Here is a 15911-nt window from a genome sequence, read left to right on the forward strand (position 1 = left end):
TTGGAAATTGGTGCTAGCGTTGTGCTTAGCGGTATTGTTATTTTATCGCGACTTGTTAACTGTTGCTGACTAATCTTGATGATTCCAGCGATTTTCTTGCTCTTTGACTTGAGCGAACAGTCTTTGGTTAACGGGAACGTCTATCTGATGCTTGAGTGCAGTCTTAATAAGGTAGCCGTTAATGAAGTCGATCTCGGTCTTACGTTGGTAAAACATATCTTGCTTCATGGATGAGTTGTTCTGCGCCGTGGCTTGGATAACCTGTTTGACGCTTGCTTCCAATTCATCGAATGAACAAACGATCCCTTCGGCTTGCATAACCTGCGTGAGCTCTTTAACGATAGAACTCAAAATATCCTCAAACCTTTTATCTGCAAGCTCGCCATTTTTGATCTGTTCCAACCCTGTGAGTGGGTTGATCGCACAATTGATGGCGAGCTTAGTCCATAGCGCTGTTTTTATCTCAGGATTCCAACTTACAACAGGTAGGGCATGCTCCAACACATCAACTAAAAAAGTGCATTGCTGACCTTTGAGGTTAAAAGCACCTAGTTGAGTTTGGCCTATTCCTGTGTGGGATACATTGTTGCGATTGGGTTTGAATGCTGCTTGGGTGGTGGTCGCTAGTACTACCGGGTGAGTATCAATTTGAGTTGCTATCTGATCGACCGCGCCCATTCCGTTGTGCATGAAACTGAGAATGGTGTCAGGGTCTAGGTATTGAAGCAGTGGAGTGGTTGCTTCTTCTACTTGCCAAGCTTTGACCGTGAAAATAACCAAGTCACTCGCTGATAGCTTTTCGATATTGTTGTTACTGAAGGAAAGGGAAGCTTGTCCATCAAGTGATAAGTCAATTGAGTTATCAGTGGAACGACTCCACAAAGAGACATTATGACCAGCTTGAAGTAGTTTTATTGCCCATAAAGAGCCGATGGCCCCTGGCCCAACAATAGTGATGTTCACAGCAATACCGAGATAAGAAAGTGATGCTGCAAGGATAGCGAGGCATTAAATGAAAGCAATAAAAAATGGCACCCGAGGGTGCCATTTAGGAAACTTTCTTAGAAGTTCGATTAGAACTTGTAAGTTACTGCTACGTAGTGACCGAAGCCTGTTGATTTGAATCCATCAGTATCTTTAATACCGTAGATATCTTTGTAACCTTTTAGGCCGTAACCAACAGCAAAACGATCTGAGTGCCAGTAGATACCATTGTACATTGCACCACCGTTACTTGCAGAAGAGTACTTGTCTTCCAGACCAAATTGGTAATCGATGTAACCTTGGTAAGAGACGAATGAACCGTTCTCGAAGAAGTAGAAAGGTTTAAACCAGTTTGCAGAAACTTGGTAACCGTTCCAATCTTTGTTGTTTGAATCGTATGTACCGTAAAGGTTTAGGCCAATTTTTCCTAACCACGGAACCATTACGTCAGAACCTAAACCAACTTTTTGAGTGTTAACGCCAGAGTTACCACCCCATTCCATAAGTGTAGATACGTAAAGCTCTTGAACTGGACCGAAAGAAAGATCTTTACCTGTAAGTCCGTCTAGAGACATACGAGGAGCGAACTTCATGAACATCTTTTCAGCACCAGCTTTATCGCTGCCTGGATCAGACGTTAGGTTAAATACGTCAACATAGCCATAAAGGTCGAAGATTCCCGAGCGGCCACCGAATTCCATCTCTAGGTAATCATGTGAAGACTCACCTGGAAGTTCGTCAATTGCAGCCATAAGGTTGAACTGCATCCATTTGTAGTCGTTTTTATGGATGTCGCCGTCAGAATAATCAGCTGCCATTACTGGAGCAGATGTTGCTGCAATTAGGCCAAGAGCTAAAAGTGATTTACGCATAATGGAACTCTCTATGTTTAAAATAAGTAACCCGCTAATCCGTGCGTGTTTGTATGTCCGAATGCCGAGCATAATAGCGATTTTGTTCTCAAATAAAAGTGAGACAGAGTGAAAACTATAATTATTATAGTGAGATTGATCACACTAACGATCTAAATGATGGAACTTTAAGATGGCAATGCATCTTGATGCACCCCTGTTTCTATTGATTTTGTGAAATTAGATTATTTTGTGGATAAATCGGTGAAATACTGCGCTAAGCAAACGATTCTACTAAATAGAGTGACATGCATATCAAAATCAACAGTATTCCTTTCTAATAGTTTTCTCGTGAAAAATGACTCATTAAATCCACCTCTCAATCTTGTGTTTGATCTATTTTTGACCAACTGCGTAATGATGTTGGAATCAATTGATGAACAACTCATGTGATAAGTGAATAGGAACTTGAACCTAGACACTTTTTGAATCACGGAGAATTAAAGACAGTTCACTGCACTAGATTTTGAGACAATTTTTAAAGATTAGTTATTGGACTAATCATTTGTGTGACGAACTGGTCTAACTTTTTTGGAGAGAAGACCGATGAAATATTCACCAATACTCGCGGTAGCGATGTCAGCCCTGTTCATTGTGGGGTGTGATGATGACGATGAACCAACAACTCAACTACAAGCTGCACATGCTTCGCCAGATGCTCCGTTAGCTAATGTCTTAGTAAATAGTCAGGCTCGTTGGAGCGGTGTCGATTATGCTAAAGCGTCCGGATATGCCTCAGTAGATCAAGGTCAAACCACCCTGCAAGTAGATGTCCAACTCCCAGGTGACGCAGTAGCGACTGTGATTCCGCCAAGCCAATTCGATTTGAGCGGTGATCTAGATTACACCGTAATGGTGGTCGGCGATGCTGATGGTTCTAATAACCCGGTTGAGGCTTTAGTTGTTACAAGGCCTGCTGAGGGAACGGCAACAAGTTCAAGTCTAGATGTGCAAGTTGTTCACGCGGCAACAGGGGTTGGAGATGTGAACTTATACGTAACGGCACCGAATGATCCATTGGGCGCTCCGCTTGGCACTCTTGGTTATAAAGACTTTACTGACGTACTCAATATTCCCGCAGGACAATATCGTGTGAGACTTGAAACGGTAAGTGGCAGTGCCATTGCTTTTGACTCTGGAGAAATCACTCTGTCTGGCGGTAGTGAGCTAACCATAGCGGCGGTGCCAAGAGCTGACTCCAATAGCGCTTCACCTGTAAAATTGATGGTGATGGACGGAACTGGATCATCTTTAATCTACGATATGACAGAAACTGCAGAAGTAAGAGTCGGGCATTTAGTCGATGGTGCACCGGATGTCGATGTATTCGTTAACGCTACTAAGTTTGCTCCTCTTGATGCTCTGATGTTTAAAGAGATTCGCGGCTTCCTAGACTTGGCTGCAGGTAGTTACGATATTGATATTTACGAAACTGCAACGACGACTCCAACATTTATCGATGTTGATGGTTTAGCTGTATTTGCCGGAATGGATTACAGCATTTATGCAGTGGGTACGTTAAGTCCACTCAATTTGGAACCACTAGTTGTCCCTGAAAATCGTCGTCCGGTTGCGACCAGCGCAGTGTTGAACATCACTCATGCGGCGGCTAACCCGATTGCAGCATCGGTTGATATCTACTTGACTGAGAACGTGGGAATATCTGGTAACACTCCGGCACTAAGTGATGTGAAGTTCAAAGATTACGCGAATGGTATTTATGTGGCTGGGGGATCTTACTACGTGACAATTACTGTAGCAGGAGACCCAACTACTGTTGCCATTGACTCTGCGCCTGCAACTTTGGCTGACGGTGTTGTTTATCAAGTCGTCGCGATTGATGACTCGACGGGAACTGGATTTAACTTAATCGTAAGTGATACAACAGATTAGAGTTTAAGTCTCTGCTGGCAGAAAGTAAAAGAGGGTAGCCCAGTGCTACCCTCTTCTCTTTTGTTTTCTTTTACTCTTATTCGTGGTTGTTTTTGGCTTTCTCTAATAAATCAGTGAAAAAGTGGCGTAACGAGTAGAGCATGATCAAACTTGGAATCACCATTAATGACGTTAGTATAAAGAAGGTTGACCAATCATTGAGGAAGTCGACCAACTCACCGCTAAATGAAGCCAGAGTTGTACGACCGAAATTTCCCAATGATGCGAGCAAGGCATATTGTGTTGCCGAGAAAGCTTGCCCGGTTAGTAGCGTTAAGAAGGAAACGAATGCCACTGTCGAAAAGGCGGTTGTGAAGTTATCGACAATTATCGTTGCCAAGAATAAGTTTTCATTGGGTCCTACTTGAGCAATCCACGCAAACATTAGGTTGCTGGCAGCCATTGCTACGCCGCCAATCATTAGCCCACGTACAATACCAAATTTCACATTGAAGACACTGCCTAGCAAGGTGAAGAATATGGTTGCTCCCCAGCCAATTAACTTGGAGTAGTGGCCGATTTGTTCATTGCTAAAGCCGATCTCTTTATAGAAGGGAATCGACATTCTGCCTAAGAAGGCTTCACCTATCTTAAACAGGAATACGAACAGCAGAAGCGTAATAGCAACTTGAACACCGTTTCGCTTAAAGAAATCGTAGAAAGGTTCCAACACTGTAACGCTTAGCCAGGCCACAACTTTAGAGCCCACAACTTTATTATGGCGCTGTTGTGCTTCTTTTTGTAATGCTTCACGTTGTGTTGTTGGTTCTCCGACAAACAGAGTGAATAGCATCAGAATGATAACGACACCGGCCATACCGTAATAAACACCATTCCAACCTATTGTATCGGCATTGATAAATGCGAGATAACCAGGAAGAGAGTAGCCTGTCCACCATCCCATCACTGCCATTGCGGATGCTTGCGGTAATTTGGTGGATTCAGATTTAGGAAAGGAATCAATACGGAAGGCATCAATGGCTATATCTTGGGTTGCCGACGCAATCGCAATTCCGAGAGCCAGCATTGAGGTGAACATCAAGTCATTGGCAGGGTTAACCCCGGCAATGAACAGCGTGCAGATCAATACAAAGCTTTGGCATAGAAATATCCAACTGCGTCGTTGTCCCAATATCGCATGTAGAATCGGCAGTTTGACTCGGTCTACCAGTGGTGCCCAAAGAAAGTTGATGGCATAGACGGCGAACACACTACCGAAATAACCGATAGCAGCACGAGTTAATCCTGCATCTTTTAGCCAGCCTGACATGTTAGAGCCGATAAGAACCCAAGGAAAGCCACTCGAACAACCCAACATAAACACCCAAAGTAGACGTTTATCTAGGTAGCTACGGAAAGTCTGCATCCAAGAAAGAGAGGGAGTGCCAGATGACATGGGGCGTCCTTGTATAGAAAAACGCCCTTAAGAGGTTAAGGGCGTTGTATGAGATTACTTAAGAAGGGTTACTTTGGTGATGACGATAGGGTCTGTTGGGATATCAGACATACGACCAACTCGCTTGGTCGGAATGGTTGCCATCTTTTGAACGACATCAAAGCCCTCAGTCACTGTACCAAATACAGCGTAACCAGGGTTACCACCTTTAGCATTTAAGAAATCGTTGTCAGCAAAGTTAATGAAGAACTGACGAGTCGCAGAATCTGGCGCATTAGTGCGAGCCATTGCTATCGTTGCTGTATCATTCTTTAGACCGTTACTGCCTTCATTTTTGATAGGAGCATAAGTCGCTTGTTGATTCATATCTTGGTCAAAGCCACCACCTTGAGCCATGAAGCCAGGAATTACTCGGTGGAAGATAGTGCCTTCGTAGCTGCCGTCTGCGACATATTTAAGGAAGTTATCAACACTAACCGGTGCTTGCTCTTGGTTCAGCTCGATAGTGAAGTCGCCTAATGTTGTCTCTACGTTCACTTTAGGGCCAGCCCAAACGCTTACGCTAACCAGCATTAATGCGATAGAAGTTAGAATGCGGCTCATTAGAAACGTTCCTTCATGTAGTTTTGTAGTTCAGGGTCGTTCGCGATTTCAGTAAGAACCAAGTTGATCACATCGTTTAGAACCATTGAAATGTCGTCGTTTGAAGCGCTTAATGCTCCGGTACGAGTTGCAGTGCCGTTGAATGTTTTTACAAGCTTACCTTCAGGTGTCTCAGCGGTAACTTCAAGTGTGACTTTACCGTCCATTTGGTTTTCCATAATGGTGTGTTCTACGGTAACAAGTGCTTCTTGAATCTCTAAAACAATTGAGTTTTCACTGTTTACGCTTGCGCGGAAACCTTGGGATTCCAGTTGTTTTGCTAATGCGTTCTCTAGCGAAATACGCATGTTTTGTTTAGCGTGAATTGGCTGAATGTTTGAACGGCCACTATCAACCAAGGCTACATATTGAGCGGCACGAACATCTTTACTGGTTAGTGTGTATGTTTTGCCTTGTACAAGGTTGCTTGAGCTTAGTGAAGCTTCTGGCATTACATTGATCTGTTCTTGCTGAGGGGCAGAACATGCTGTCAATGCCATAATAGAAGCAGCCAAAATCAGTTTTTTCATTCCTTTATCCTTTCTAAATTCACACCAGAAGCTCGGTATCTTAAATTCTTGTGAAGTCGTTTCTGCTTATTTATTAAAATTCGCAGGCTCTCTTGTTGCTTGTAATATCTCAAATTTTTGGTTTAGTTCAAGCGTTTCAACGTTAGCTTCACCAAATAGTCTTGCTAGTTTGACATCGTATCCGAGGTGTCGGTTGCCAATAACAATTAATTTGCCTCCGTTGCTAAGAACATGCTTTGCATCACAGAACATTTGCCATGCAATGTGGTCTGTAATCGCTTGTTGCTGGTGGAACGGAGGATTACACATAACTAAGTAAGTGCTGTTCTTCTTGAAGCCATCTAAACAGTTGTTGGCGATGAACTGGAAGTTGCCTTCTTCACCAAGGTTATCCTTGACGTTTTGGCGCGCCGATTCCACCGCCATAAAGCTTTCATCCACACAGGTGATACGAGCTTGTGGGTTCAATTGCCCTGCTTTTACACTCAATACACCGTTGCCACAGCCTAAGTCGATGATATGACGTAGCTCAGGATCTTGAGGGATGTGATCTAGCATATAACGAGCGCCTTGATCGAGTGCTTCCCCTGAGTAAACATTTGGTAAATTTTTCAGGCGGATATCTTCACCGTCTACGTCCCATTCAACATAAGGCTCTACTGTTTGAATCGGTTGGCAGTTTGGAGAAGAGAACACAAGGCGGTGCTTTTTCTTAGCCAGAGAGGTTTTGGTTTCACCGAGATATTTTTCAAACAGGTTCAGTGTTGAAGTGTGAATCTCTTTTACTTTATTCACACCAATCACTTGGCAGCCTTCAGGCAATGCTTGGCGCAACTGGCTCAATTGCCATATTAGGTGGCGGTTGGTTTTTGGCAATTGCATGATCACAAGGTCGATACCGTGTGGGATATCATCCATCGTGTTCAAGAAGTTCACTCGGTTACTTTGATTGCGCTGTAAGTTTTTTAGCGTTCCGCGATGAGAAATGAAAGAGTCACTCATCATGGTCACGTCATGATCTTTGGAGAACCAAGCGGATAGGGCGCCAAAACTGTCGTTCATGATCAGGATGTGTTTACCAGGTTCAAGATTCATCTCTTCAACATGGCTAATCAGATATTCGTCGCCGGCATCCCAAGCTTGAAGGGTTTCATTTGAACGGTTGGGGAAACGATTTAGGGTTAAAGTTCTATCGTGAAGGGTAAGTTCAGTTTTCATTGCTTGAGATACTTATGTAAGAAATAACAAAGATATTGTCTCAAATGCAGCCTGAACAAGATATAAAAAACTCGACTAAACCCCTCGAGTCAGCGATGAAATACTCAGACAGTCGGTTAGTTAGGGTTTATACTGGAGCGACAGATAATGCCAATACGCTATTTAAGGAATCACAATGATCCAAGAAGTTATCGAAACAAAATTGCACAATGAGTTTTCACCAAGTCATTTAAACGTGGTGAATGAGAGCTATATGCACAATGTTCCGGCTGGTTCTGAGAGTCATTTTAAAGTGATTGTTGTCAGCGATGTGTTTGAAGGTTTGCGTCTTATTGCTCGTCATAGAGCGGTAAATAAAGCACTATCAGAAGAGTTAGCGAATAATATTCACGCATTATCCATTCACACTTATACAAAAGATGAATGGATGAAGCAGCTAAATAACGTGCCAGATAGCCCGATGTGTATGGGTGGTGGTAAGTAAGATAATTAACCCATATAGAAGAGGCGGCTAGGCCGCCTCTTTTGTCTCAAAATCTATCTGTTTTCTGTTGTTATATCACTCAAGCTGATGGTAAATTGACCGACCAAAAATACCTACAATGAGTAATGTTTTTATTAACAGTGTTTCAACATAACACGTAAAATATTAGTTTGTGACAGAGTATTAATCTCTTGTTTAAAACACGTTCTAAAAGCCATTCTATCTGTGCGGCTCGTCAAATTTATACATATTTGAGAGTCCATATGCTTCAAATCTCACCAAATAAAGGCCGTATTCAAGTTATTGGTCATGGCATCAAGTTGTCAAAAAATGCTAGAATATGGCACCTGATAAATCTCACATAATTCTTGTGATGAGTTTATTAATGTATTGTTGCGATTTTGGTATCTCAAATTTACCAAAACCGGACACTGTAATGTCGTGTCTAAGGGCGATTTTAAAACGTCCTGAATTTACGCAATTAAAAGAATCTTTTTCCCGATAAAGTAGTGCAAGTGCGTATGATTACAATAAAGAAGGGTTTGGATCTTCCTATCGCAGGAACTCCATCCCAGGTGATTAATGATGGTAAGTCCATCACTAAAGTCGCCTTGCTTGGCGAAGAGTACGTTGGTATGCGTCCTACGATGTATGCTCGCGTTGGTGATGAAGTGAAGAAAGGCCAAGTTCTTTTTGCAGATAAAAAGAACCCAGGTGTTGTATTTACTTCTCCAGCAAGCGGTAAAGTTATTGAAGTGAACCGTGGTGCTAAGCGTGTTCTTCAATCAGTAGTGATTGAAGTAGCAGGCAATGAGCAAATCACGTTCAATAGCTATGAAGCTAACCAACTAGTAGGCCTTGACCGTGAAACGGTTAAAGCTCAGTTAGTTGAGTCTGGCGCATGGACCGCTTTGCGAACTCGTCCGTTCAGCAAGGTTCCAGCAGTTGATTCTGAAACTCAGGCTATTTTTGTTACTGCTATGGATACTAATCCGCTAGCAGCTGAGCCAGAATTAATCATTAACGAGCAGTCTGATGCTTTCGTTGCTGGTTTAGATCTTCTTTCAACTCTGACTAACGGTAAAGTGTACGTTTGTAAAAAAGGTACTAGCTTACCTCGTTCAGCTCAGTCTAACGTTGAAGAACATGTTTTTGATGGCCCACACCCTGCAGGTCTTGCAGGCACGCATATGCATTACCTGTATCCGGTAAATGCACAAAATGTAGCGTGGAGCATTAACTACCAAGACGTGATCGCATTCGGTAAGCTTTTCCTTACTGGTGAGATTTACTCTGAGCGCGTTGTTTCTCTGGCTGGTCCAGTAGTTAACAACCCTCGTCTAGTTCGTACTCAAATTGGTGCTAGCCTTGAAGAGTTGACGGACAGCGAGTTGATGCCAGGTGAAGTTCGCCTGATCTCAGGTTCAGTGCTATCTGGTGTTCACGCTTCAGGTCCACATGCTTACCTTGGCCGTTACCATCAACAAGTTTCGGTTCTTCGTGAAGGTCGTGATAAAGAGCTATTCGGCTGGGCTATGCCTGGTAAGAACAAGTTCTCTGTTACTCGTTCATTCCTTGGTCACGTGTTTAAAGGTCAGTTGTTCAATATGACAACGACAACGAACGGTAGTGATCGCTCTATGGTTCCAATTGGTAACTACGAGAAAGTAATGCCATTAGATATGGAGCCTACTTTGCTGCTTCGCGATCTATGCGCTGGTGACGTTGATAGTGCACAAGCACTTGGTGCGCTAGAGCTAGATGAAGAAGATTTAGCACTGTGTACCTTTGTATGTCCTGGTAAGTACGAGTACGGTCAGTTACTTCGTGAATGCCTAGATACAATTGTGAAGGAAGGGTAATTTTCATGGGCCTTAAAAAGTTTATTGAAGACATCGAGCATCATTTTGAACCAGGTGGTAAACACGAAACGTGGTTTGCGCTTTACGAAGCAGCAGCAACACTTTTCTACACACCAGGTACTGTTACAAAGAAAAGCTCGCATGTCCGTGATAGCGTTGATTTAAAACGTATCATGATCATGGTTTGGCTTGCGGTATTCCCAGCAATGTTCTGGGGTATGTACAACGCAGGTGGTCAGGCTATCGCAGCACTAAACCACATGTATTCAGGTGCAGAACTAGTTTCTATCATTGATGGTAACTGGCACTACTGGCTAACCGAAATGCTTGGAGCCTCCTTAGGGGCCGATGCAGGTTGGGGCAGTAAGATGCTCTTGGGTGCGACTTACTTCTTACCTATCTACGCAACGGTATTTATCGTTGGTGGTTTCTGGGAAGTACTGTTCTGTATGGTGCGTAAGCACGAAGTCAACGAAGGTTTCTTTGTTACTTCTATCTTATTTGCGCTTATCGTTCCGCCAACGCTTCCTCTATGGCAAGCAGCACTAGGTATTACCTTTGGTGTTGTTGTTGCGAAAGAGATCTTCGGTGGTACGGGTCGTAACTTCTTGAACCCTGCTCTTGCTGGTCGTGCGTTCCTGTTCTTTGCATACCCTGCACAGATTTCAGGTGACGTAGTTTGGACTGCTGCAGATGGCTTCTCTGGTGCAACTGCTCTTAGCCAATGGGCTCAAGGCGGCGGTAGTGCACTAATGAACGTAACATCAGGTGAAGCTATCACTTGGATGGACGCATTCATTGGTAACATTCCAGGTTCTATCGGTGAAGTTTCAACGCTTGCACTTATGATTGGTGCAGCAATGATTGTTTACATGGGCATTGCTTCATGGCGCATCATTGCGGGTGTAATGATCGGTATGGTTGCAGTATCAACACTATTTAACGTGATTGGTTCTGACACTAATGCAATGTTCAGCATGCCTTGGCATTGGCACCTAGTTCTAGGTGGCTTCGCATTCGGTATGTTCTTCATGGCGACTGACCCGGTATCAGCTTCATTTACCAATAAAGGTAAGTGGTGGTACGGCATCCTAATCGGCGCAATGTGTGTAATGATTCGTGTAGTTAACCCTGCATACCCAGAAGGCATGATGCTTGCGATTCTATTCGCAAACCTATTTGCTCCTCTGTTTGACCACGTTGTAATCGAGAAGAACATTAAGCGGAGACTAGCGCGCTATGGCAAGTAATAACGATAGCATTAAAAAGACGCTGTTTGTTGTTATCGCATTGAGCCTAGTGTGCTCAATCATCGTTTCAACAGCTGCAGTTGTTCTTAAACCTAAGCAACAAGCTAACGCAGTTCTGGATCAGCAAACTAAGATCCTTGAAGTTGCGGGCATTGAACTTGCGGGTAATATCCCAGCACTGTACGCAGAGAACATCGAACCTCGTCTAGTTGATTTCGCTACTGGCGATTTCGTTGACGGCGACGCTGCTGCATACGACCAACGTAAAGCGGCAAAAGATCCGGCTCAGTCAATCAAGCTTTCAGCTGAAGATGACATCGCTAAGATCATTCGTCGTGCTAACACGGGTACGGTATACCTAGTGAAAGATGGCGCTGAAACTTCTAAAGTTATCATCCCTGTTCACGGTAACGGTCTATGGTCAATGATGTACGCATTCGTTGCGGTAGAAACTGATGGCAACACAGTTTCTGGTATCACTTACTACGAGCAAGGTGAAACTCCTGGACTTGGTGGTGAAGTTGAGAACCCAACTTGGCGCGCTCAATTCGTTGGTAAGAAATTATTCGACGAAAACCACAAACCTGCTATCCAGGTTGTTAAAGGTGGCGCTCCTCAAGGTTCTGAGCACGGTGTAGATGGCCTTTCTGGTGCAACACTGACCAGCGTTGGTGTTCAACATACATTTGACTTCTGGTTAGGTGATATGGGCTTTGGTCCGTTCCTAGCAAAAGTTCGTGACGGAGGTCTGAACTAATGTCTAGTGCAAAAGAAATTAAAAAGAGCATCTTAGCGCCTGTGTTGGATAACAACCCAATTGCGCTACAGGTTCTTGGTGTGTGTTCTGCTCTTGCGGTAACCACTAAGCTAGAAACTGCATTTGTTATGACTATCGCGGTAATGTTCGTTACTGCTCTGTCTAACTTCTTCGTTTCTTTGATCCGTAACCACATTCCTAACAGTGTGCGTATCATCGTTCAGATGGCAATTATCGCATCATTAGTAATCGTGGTAGACCAAGTGCTTAAAGCATACTTATACGATATCTCTAAGCAGCTATCTGTATTCGTTGGCCTAATCATTACTAACTGTATTGTAATGGGTCGTGCTGAAGCATTCGCAATGAAGTCTGCGCCAATCCCATCTTTCATCGATGGTCTTGGTAACGGTCTTGGTTACGGTTTCGTTCTTATCACTGTTGGTTTCTTCCGTGAGCTTCTAGGCTCTGGCAAACTATTTGGTATGGAAGTACTACCTCTAGTGAGCAACGGTGGTTGGTATCAGCCAAACGGCTTGATGCTTCTAGCACCTTCTGCATTCTTCCTAATTGGTTTCTTGATTTGGGCAATTCGTGTGTTCAAACCAGAACAAGTAGAAGCGAAGGGGTAAGGTAGTCATGGAACATTATATTAGTCTGCTAGTTAAATCGATTTTCATCGAAAACATGGCGCTTTCTTTCTTCCTAGGTATGTGTACATTCCTAGCGGTTTCTAAGAAAGTTAAAACTTCTTTTGGTCTTGGTGTTGCGGTAGTTGTAGTACTTACAATCGCTGTTCCTGTAAACAACCTTGTTTACACACACATCCTAAAAGAAAATGCACTTGTTGCCGGTGTCGATTTAAGTTTCCTTAACTTCATCGCATTCATCGGTGTTATCGCTGCACTTGTACAAATCCTAGAGATGGTTCTAGACCGTTTCTTCCCACCTTTGTACAACGCACTAGGTATCTTCCTTCCATTGATCACAGTTAACTGTGCAATCTTTGGTGGTGTATCTTTCATGGTAACTCGTGACTACAACTTTGCTGAATCTGTTGTTTACGGCTTCGGTTCTGGTGTGGGTTGGATGTTAGCTATCGTTGCTCTTGCGGGTATCCGTGAGAAGATGAAGTACTCTGACGTACCTCCAGGTCTACGTGGCCTTGGTATCACGTTCATTACTGTTGGTCTGATGGCGTTAGGCTTTATGTCTTTCTCTGGTGTTCAACTGTAGGGTAAGCACCCAGTAATAAGGAATAACAAATGCAAAGCATTATTCTTGGCGTAGCGATGTTTACCATTATTGTATTGGCTCTAGTACTAGTGATTCTTTTCGCTAAGTCTAAGCTAGTACCATCAGGTGACATCACTATTGCTGTAAACGGCGACCCTGAAAAGGCGATCGTTACTCAACCTGGTAGCAAGCTACTTGGTGCCCTAGCTGGCGCTGGTATCTTCGTATCGTCTGCTTGTGGTGGCGGTGGCTCTTGTGGTCAGTGTCGTGTAAAAGTTAAGTCTGGTGGTGGCGACATCCTACCAACTGAACTTGATCACATCACCAAAGGCGAAGCTCGCGAAGGCGAACGTCTTGCATGTCAAGTTGCTATGAAAACTGACATGGAGATTGAGCTAGACGAAGACATCTTTGGTGTTAAGAAGTGGGAATGTACAGTTATCTCTAATGATAACGAAGCTACTTTCATCAAAGAGCTAGCACTTGCTATCCCTGAAGGTGAAGAAGTTCCATTCCGCGCGGGTGGTTATATTCAGATTGAAGCTGAACCACATCACGTGAAATACGCAGATTACGATATTCCTGACGAATACCGTGGTGACTGGGATAAGTTCAACTTGTTCCGTTACGAGTCTATCGTTAAAGAGCATTCGATTCGTGCTTACTCTATGGCTTCATACCCAGAAGAGAAAGGCATCATCAAGCTTAACGTGCGTATCGCAACTCCGCCGCCAAACAATCCTGACGTAGCTCCTGGTGTGATGTCTTCATACATCTGGTCTCTTAAAGAAGGCGACAAATGTACTATTTCTGGTCCATTTGGTGAGTTCTTTGCTAAAGACACAGACAATGAAATGGTATTCATCGGTGGTGGTGCAGGTATGGCGCCAATGCGTTCACATATCTTCGACCAACTTAAGCGTCTTAACTCTACTCGTAAGATGTCTTACTGGTACGGTGCACGTTCTAAGCGTGAGATGTTCTACATTGAAGATTTTGACGGCCTAGCGGCTGCAAACGAGAACTTCGTGTGGCACTGTGCACTGTCTGATCCTCAACCAGAGGACAACTGGGACGGTTACACAGGTTTCATCCACAACGTACTGTACGAAAACTACCTGAAGGATCATGAAGCTCCTGAAGACTGTGAGTACTACATGTGTGGTCCACCGATGATGAACGCGGCTGTTATCGGCATGCTGAAAGATCTTGGTGTAGAAGATGAAAACATTCTACTAGATGACTTCGGTGGTTAATCCATTTAAGTGATTGATATTATGGCTGACTCTTACGAGTCAGCCATTTGTTTTTCTAAGACTACTCGTGACAACAAACTGGCTTATATAAGAAAGAGTAAGGCATTCAAAATACCTATTTTTTACTCTTATTTTTCCTTATATAAATCCTTAACCTTAAACAGGAGTAAGCAAGTGAGAATTTGGCTTGTTGCATTAACTTCTTTGATTTTTCTTGCGGGCTGTGATCAGGCAAGAGAGCAAGTGCATTTAAGTGGCCCTACAATGGGTACCAGTTACAATATTAAGTACATCAATGGTGCGGAATTTCCTGAGTCTAACGAAGTTCATACCGAGATCGACCGTCTGCTTGAAGAAGTGAATGATCAAATGTCGACCTACCGTGAAGACTCAGAACTGAGCCGTTTTAACCAGCATACAGGTGCCGACGCATTCGAAGTATCTGAACAAACCGCTATTGTTGTGAAAGAAGCGATTCGTTTGAACGGTCTTACTGAAGGTGCATTGGATGTTACGGTTGGACCATTAGTTAACCTTTGGGGTTTTGGTCCTGAAGCTCGTCCTGAAGTGGTGCCTACAAATGAAGAGCTTGCGGCTCGCAAGGCTAAGGTTGGTATTCATCACTTAAGCGTTGAAGGTAATAAGCTAAGCAAAGACTTGCCTAACTTGTATGTTGACCTTTCAACTATCGCAAAAGGTTGGGGTGTGGATGTCGTTGCTGATTACCTTGATTCAATTGGTATTCATAATTATATGGTTGAAGTAGGTGGTGAAATCCGCTTGAAGGGTTTAAACCGTGAAAGTGTGGGTTGGCGTATCGCCATAGAGAAGCCAACTGTCGACGAGCGCAACATTCAAGAGATCATCGAGCCGGGTGATATGGCGATCGCAACATCTGGTGACTACCGTAACTATTTTGAGCGCGATGGTGTTCGTTACTCACACATCATCAATCCCGAAACAGGCAAGCCGCTTCATCATAAAGTGGTTTCTGTAACCGTTTTAAACCCGTCTTCAATGACTGCAGATGGCTTATCTACAGGCCTTATGGTCTTAGGTGAAGTAAGAGGAATGGAAATCGCTAACCAGCATAACATCCCAGCGTTTATGGTGGTTAAAACAGCAGATGGCTTTAAAGAAATTGCTTCAGAAGCATTTAAGCCATACTTAGGTAAATAAGGTAAGCGAGAGAATTATGAATACATTTCTGATTACATTTGGTGTTTTTCTTGCAGTAATCGCAGCGATGTCTATTGGCTATATTATCCAAAAGAAAGTTGTGAAGGGTAGCTGTGGTGGCTTAGGTGCTGTTGGTATTGATAAAGTATGTAACTGTCCTGAACCTTGTGATGCGCGCAAAAAGCGTGAAGCACGTGAAGCGTACCGCGAAGAGAAACTGGCTGAGCGTCAGCAAAAAGAAGCTTCTTGGAATAAAGATCGTATTGCTTAATTG

At 43.5% G+C, this 15911-nt stretch carries 16 protein-coding genes; 10 read left to right on the top strand and 6 right to left on the bottom strand.

The window, feature by feature from the left end; all coding sequences use genetic code 11:
* Positions 1–69: 69 nt before the first annotated feature.
* Together panE and DUN60_RS01930 are read right to left on the bottom strand one after the other, a co-directional pair.
* Positions 70–963: a 2-dehydropantoate 2-reductase gene (gene panE / locus DUN60_RS01925; RefSeq protein WP_114633059.1), complete on the bottom strand. Its 894-nt coding sequence runs from the start codon at positions 961–963 to the stop codon at positions 70–72.
* A 110-nt stretch (positions 964–1073) separates the two neighbouring features.
* Positions 1074–1856: a nucleoside-specific channel-forming Tsx family protein gene (locus DUN60_RS01930; protein ID WP_114633060.1), complete on the bottom strand. Its 783-nt coding sequence runs from the start codon at positions 1854–1856 to the stop codon at positions 1074–1076.
* A 585-nt stretch (positions 1857–2441) separates the two neighbouring features.
* Between DUN60_RS01930 and DUN60_RS01935 the strand changes: the two genes are divergently transcribed.
* Positions 2442–3788 carry a DUF4397 domain-containing protein gene (locus tag DUN60_RS01935; protein ID WP_114633061.1) on the top strand — a complete coding sequence of 449 codons (1347 nt, stop codon included), beginning with the start codon at positions 2442–2444 and terminating at the stop codon, positions 3786–3788.
* A 76-nt stretch (positions 3789–3864) separates the two neighbouring features.
* Here the strand turns inward: DUN60_RS01935 and DUN60_RS01940 are convergent, their stop codons facing one another.
* The 4 genes from DUN60_RS01940 to DUN60_RS01955 form a co-directional block, all read right to left on the bottom strand.
* On the bottom strand, positions 3865–5223 hold the full coding sequence (locus DUN60_RS01940; RefSeq protein WP_017079927.1) for an AmpG family muropeptide MFS transporter: 1359 nt from the start codon (positions 5221–5223) through the stop codon (positions 3865–3867).
* Positions 5224–5277: 54 nt separating this feature from the next.
* Positions 5278–5826: a peptidylprolyl isomerase gene (locus tag DUN60_RS01945; protein ID WP_017074205.1), complete on the bottom strand. Its 549-nt coding sequence runs from the start codon at positions 5824–5826 to the stop codon at positions 5278–5280.
* A complete protein-coding gene (locus tag DUN60_RS01950) occupies positions 5826–6395 on the bottom strand; it encodes a YajG family lipoprotein (protein ID WP_114633062.1) in 570 nt (189 codons plus the stop codon). Before DUN60_RS01950 ends, DUN60_RS01945 begins: the two co-directional genes overlap by 1 nt.
* Before the next feature lie 66 nt (positions 6396–6461).
* On the bottom strand, positions 6462–7613 hold the full coding sequence (locus tag DUN60_RS01955; protein WP_114633063.1) for a methyltransferase: 1152 nt from the start codon (positions 7611–7613) through the stop codon (positions 6462–6464).
* A gap of 175 nt (positions 7614–7788) precedes the next feature.
* Here DUN60_RS01955 and bolA point away from each other — a divergent pair, with 175 nt between their 5' ends.
* The 9 genes from bolA (at position 7789) to nqrM (ending at position 15908) form a co-directional block, all read left to right on the top strand.
* The gene (gene bolA / locus DUN60_RS01960) at positions 7789–8097 is read left to right on the top strand and encodes a transcriptional regulator BolA (RefSeq protein WP_017079929.1); all 309 of its coding nucleotides are present in this window, start codon (positions 7789–7791) and stop codon (positions 8095–8097) included.
* Positions 8098–8618: 521 nt separating this feature from the next.
* Positions 8619–9959, top strand: a complete 1341-nt coding sequence (locus DUN60_RS01965) for a Na(+)-translocating NADH-quinone reductase subunit A (RefSeq protein WP_114633064.1) — start codon at positions 8619–8621, stop codon at positions 9957–9959.
* A gap of 5 nt (positions 9960–9964) precedes the next feature.
* The gene (locus tag DUN60_RS01970; protein WP_004735208.1) at positions 9965–11209 is read left to right on the top strand and encodes an NADH:ubiquinone reductase (Na(+)-transporting) subunit B; all 1245 of its coding nucleotides are present in this window, start codon (positions 9965–9967) and stop codon (positions 11207–11209) included.
* A complete protein-coding gene (locus DUN60_RS01975) occupies positions 11199–11966 on the top strand; it encodes a Na(+)-translocating NADH-quinone reductase subunit C (protein ID WP_004735209.1) in 768 nt (255 codons plus the stop codon). The genes DUN60_RS01970 and DUN60_RS01975 overlap by 11 nt, the downstream gene beginning before the upstream one ends.
* Positions 11966–12598, top strand: coding sequence for an NADH:ubiquinone reductase (Na(+)-transporting) subunit D (locus DUN60_RS01980; RefSeq protein ID WP_004735210.1), 633 nt, complete (start codon positions 11966–11968; stop codon positions 12596–12598). The genes DUN60_RS01975 and DUN60_RS01980 overlap by 1 nt, the downstream gene beginning before the upstream one ends.
* A gap of 7 nt (positions 12599–12605) precedes the next feature.
* Positions 12606–13202: an NADH:ubiquinone reductase (Na(+)-transporting) subunit E gene (nqrE, locus tag DUN60_RS01985; protein ID WP_004735211.1), complete on the top strand. Its 597-nt coding sequence runs from the start codon at positions 12606–12608 to the stop codon at positions 13200–13202.
* Positions 13203–13231: 29 nt separating this feature from the next.
* Entirely contained in the window at positions 13232–14458 is a 1227-nt protein-coding gene (gene nqrF, locus DUN60_RS01990) for an NADH:ubiquinone reductase (Na(+)-transporting) subunit F (RefSeq protein ID WP_004735212.1), read from the top strand.
* A 174-nt stretch (positions 14459–14632) separates the two neighbouring features.
* Entirely contained in the window at positions 14633–15637 is a 1005-nt protein-coding gene (locus DUN60_RS01995; protein WP_114633065.1) for an FAD:protein FMN transferase, read from the top strand.
* A gap of 16 nt (positions 15638–15653) precedes the next feature.
* Positions 15654–15908, top strand: coding sequence for a (Na+)-NQR maturation NqrM (nqrM, locus tag DUN60_RS02000; RefSeq protein WP_004735214.1), 255 nt, complete (start codon positions 15654–15656; stop codon positions 15906–15908).
* Positions 15909–15911 lie beyond the last annotated feature (3 nt).

The sequence above is a fragment of the Vibrio splendidus genome (genome assembly GCF_003345295.1).
Taxonomy (GTDB): domain Bacteria; phylum Pseudomonadota; class Gammaproteobacteria; order Enterobacterales; family Vibrionaceae; genus Vibrio; species Vibrio splendidus_K.

What these genes read in the sequence shown, in the direction of transcription:
- DUN60_RS01930 (WP_114633060.1), bottom strand. Translation starts at nt 1,856, where the DNA reads ATGCGTAAATCACTTTTAGCTCTTGGCCTAATTGCAGCAACATCTGCT.
- DUN60_RS01935 (WP_114633061.1), top strand. Translation starts at nt 2,442, where the DNA reads ATGAAATATTCACCAATACTCGCGGTAGCGATGTCAGCCCTGTTCATT.
- DUN60_RS01940 (WP_017079927.1), bottom strand. Translation starts at nt 5,223, where the DNA reads ATGTCATCTGGCACTCCCTCTCTTTCTTGGATGCAGACTTTCCGTAGC.
- DUN60_RS01945 (WP_017074205.1), bottom strand. Translation starts at nt 5,826, where the DNA reads ATGAGCCGCATTCTAACTTCTATCGCATTAATGCTGGTTAGCGTAAGC.
- DUN60_RS01950 (WP_114633062.1), bottom strand. Translation starts at nt 6,395, where the DNA reads ATGAAAAAACTGATTTTGGCTGCTTCTATTATGGCATTGACAGCATGT.
- DUN60_RS01955 (WP_114633063.1), bottom strand. Translation starts at nt 7,613, where the DNA reads ATGAAAACTGAACTTACCCTTCACGATAGAACTTTAACCCTAAATCGT.
- bolA (WP_017079929.1), top strand. Translation starts at nt 7,789, where the DNA reads ATGATCCAAGAAGTTATCGAAACAAAATTGCACAATGAGTTTTCACCA.
- DUN60_RS01965 (WP_114633064.1), top strand. Translation starts at nt 8,619, where the DNA reads ATGATTACAATAAAGAAGGGTTTGGATCTTCCTATCGCAGGAACTCCA.
- DUN60_RS01970 (WP_004735208.1), top strand. Translation starts at nt 9,965, where the DNA reads ATGGGCCTTAAAAAGTTTATTGAAGACATCGAGCATCATTTTGAACCA.
- DUN60_RS01975 (WP_004735209.1), top strand. Translation starts at nt 11,199, where the DNA reads ATGGCAAGTAATAACGATAGCATTAAAAAGACGCTGTTTGTTGTTATC.
- DUN60_RS01980 (WP_004735210.1), top strand. Translation starts at nt 11,966, where the DNA reads ATGTCTAGTGCAAAAGAAATTAAAAAGAGCATCTTAGCGCCTGTGTTG.
- nqrE (WP_004735211.1), top strand. Translation starts at nt 12,606, where the DNA reads ATGGAACATTATATTAGTCTGCTAGTTAAATCGATTTTCATCGAAAAC.
- nqrF (WP_004735212.1), top strand. Translation starts at nt 13,232, where the DNA reads ATGCAAAGCATTATTCTTGGCGTAGCGATGTTTACCATTATTGTATTG.
- nqrM (WP_004735214.1), top strand. Translation starts at nt 15,654, where the DNA reads ATGAATACATTTCTGATTACATTTGGTGTTTTTCTTGCAGTAATCGCA.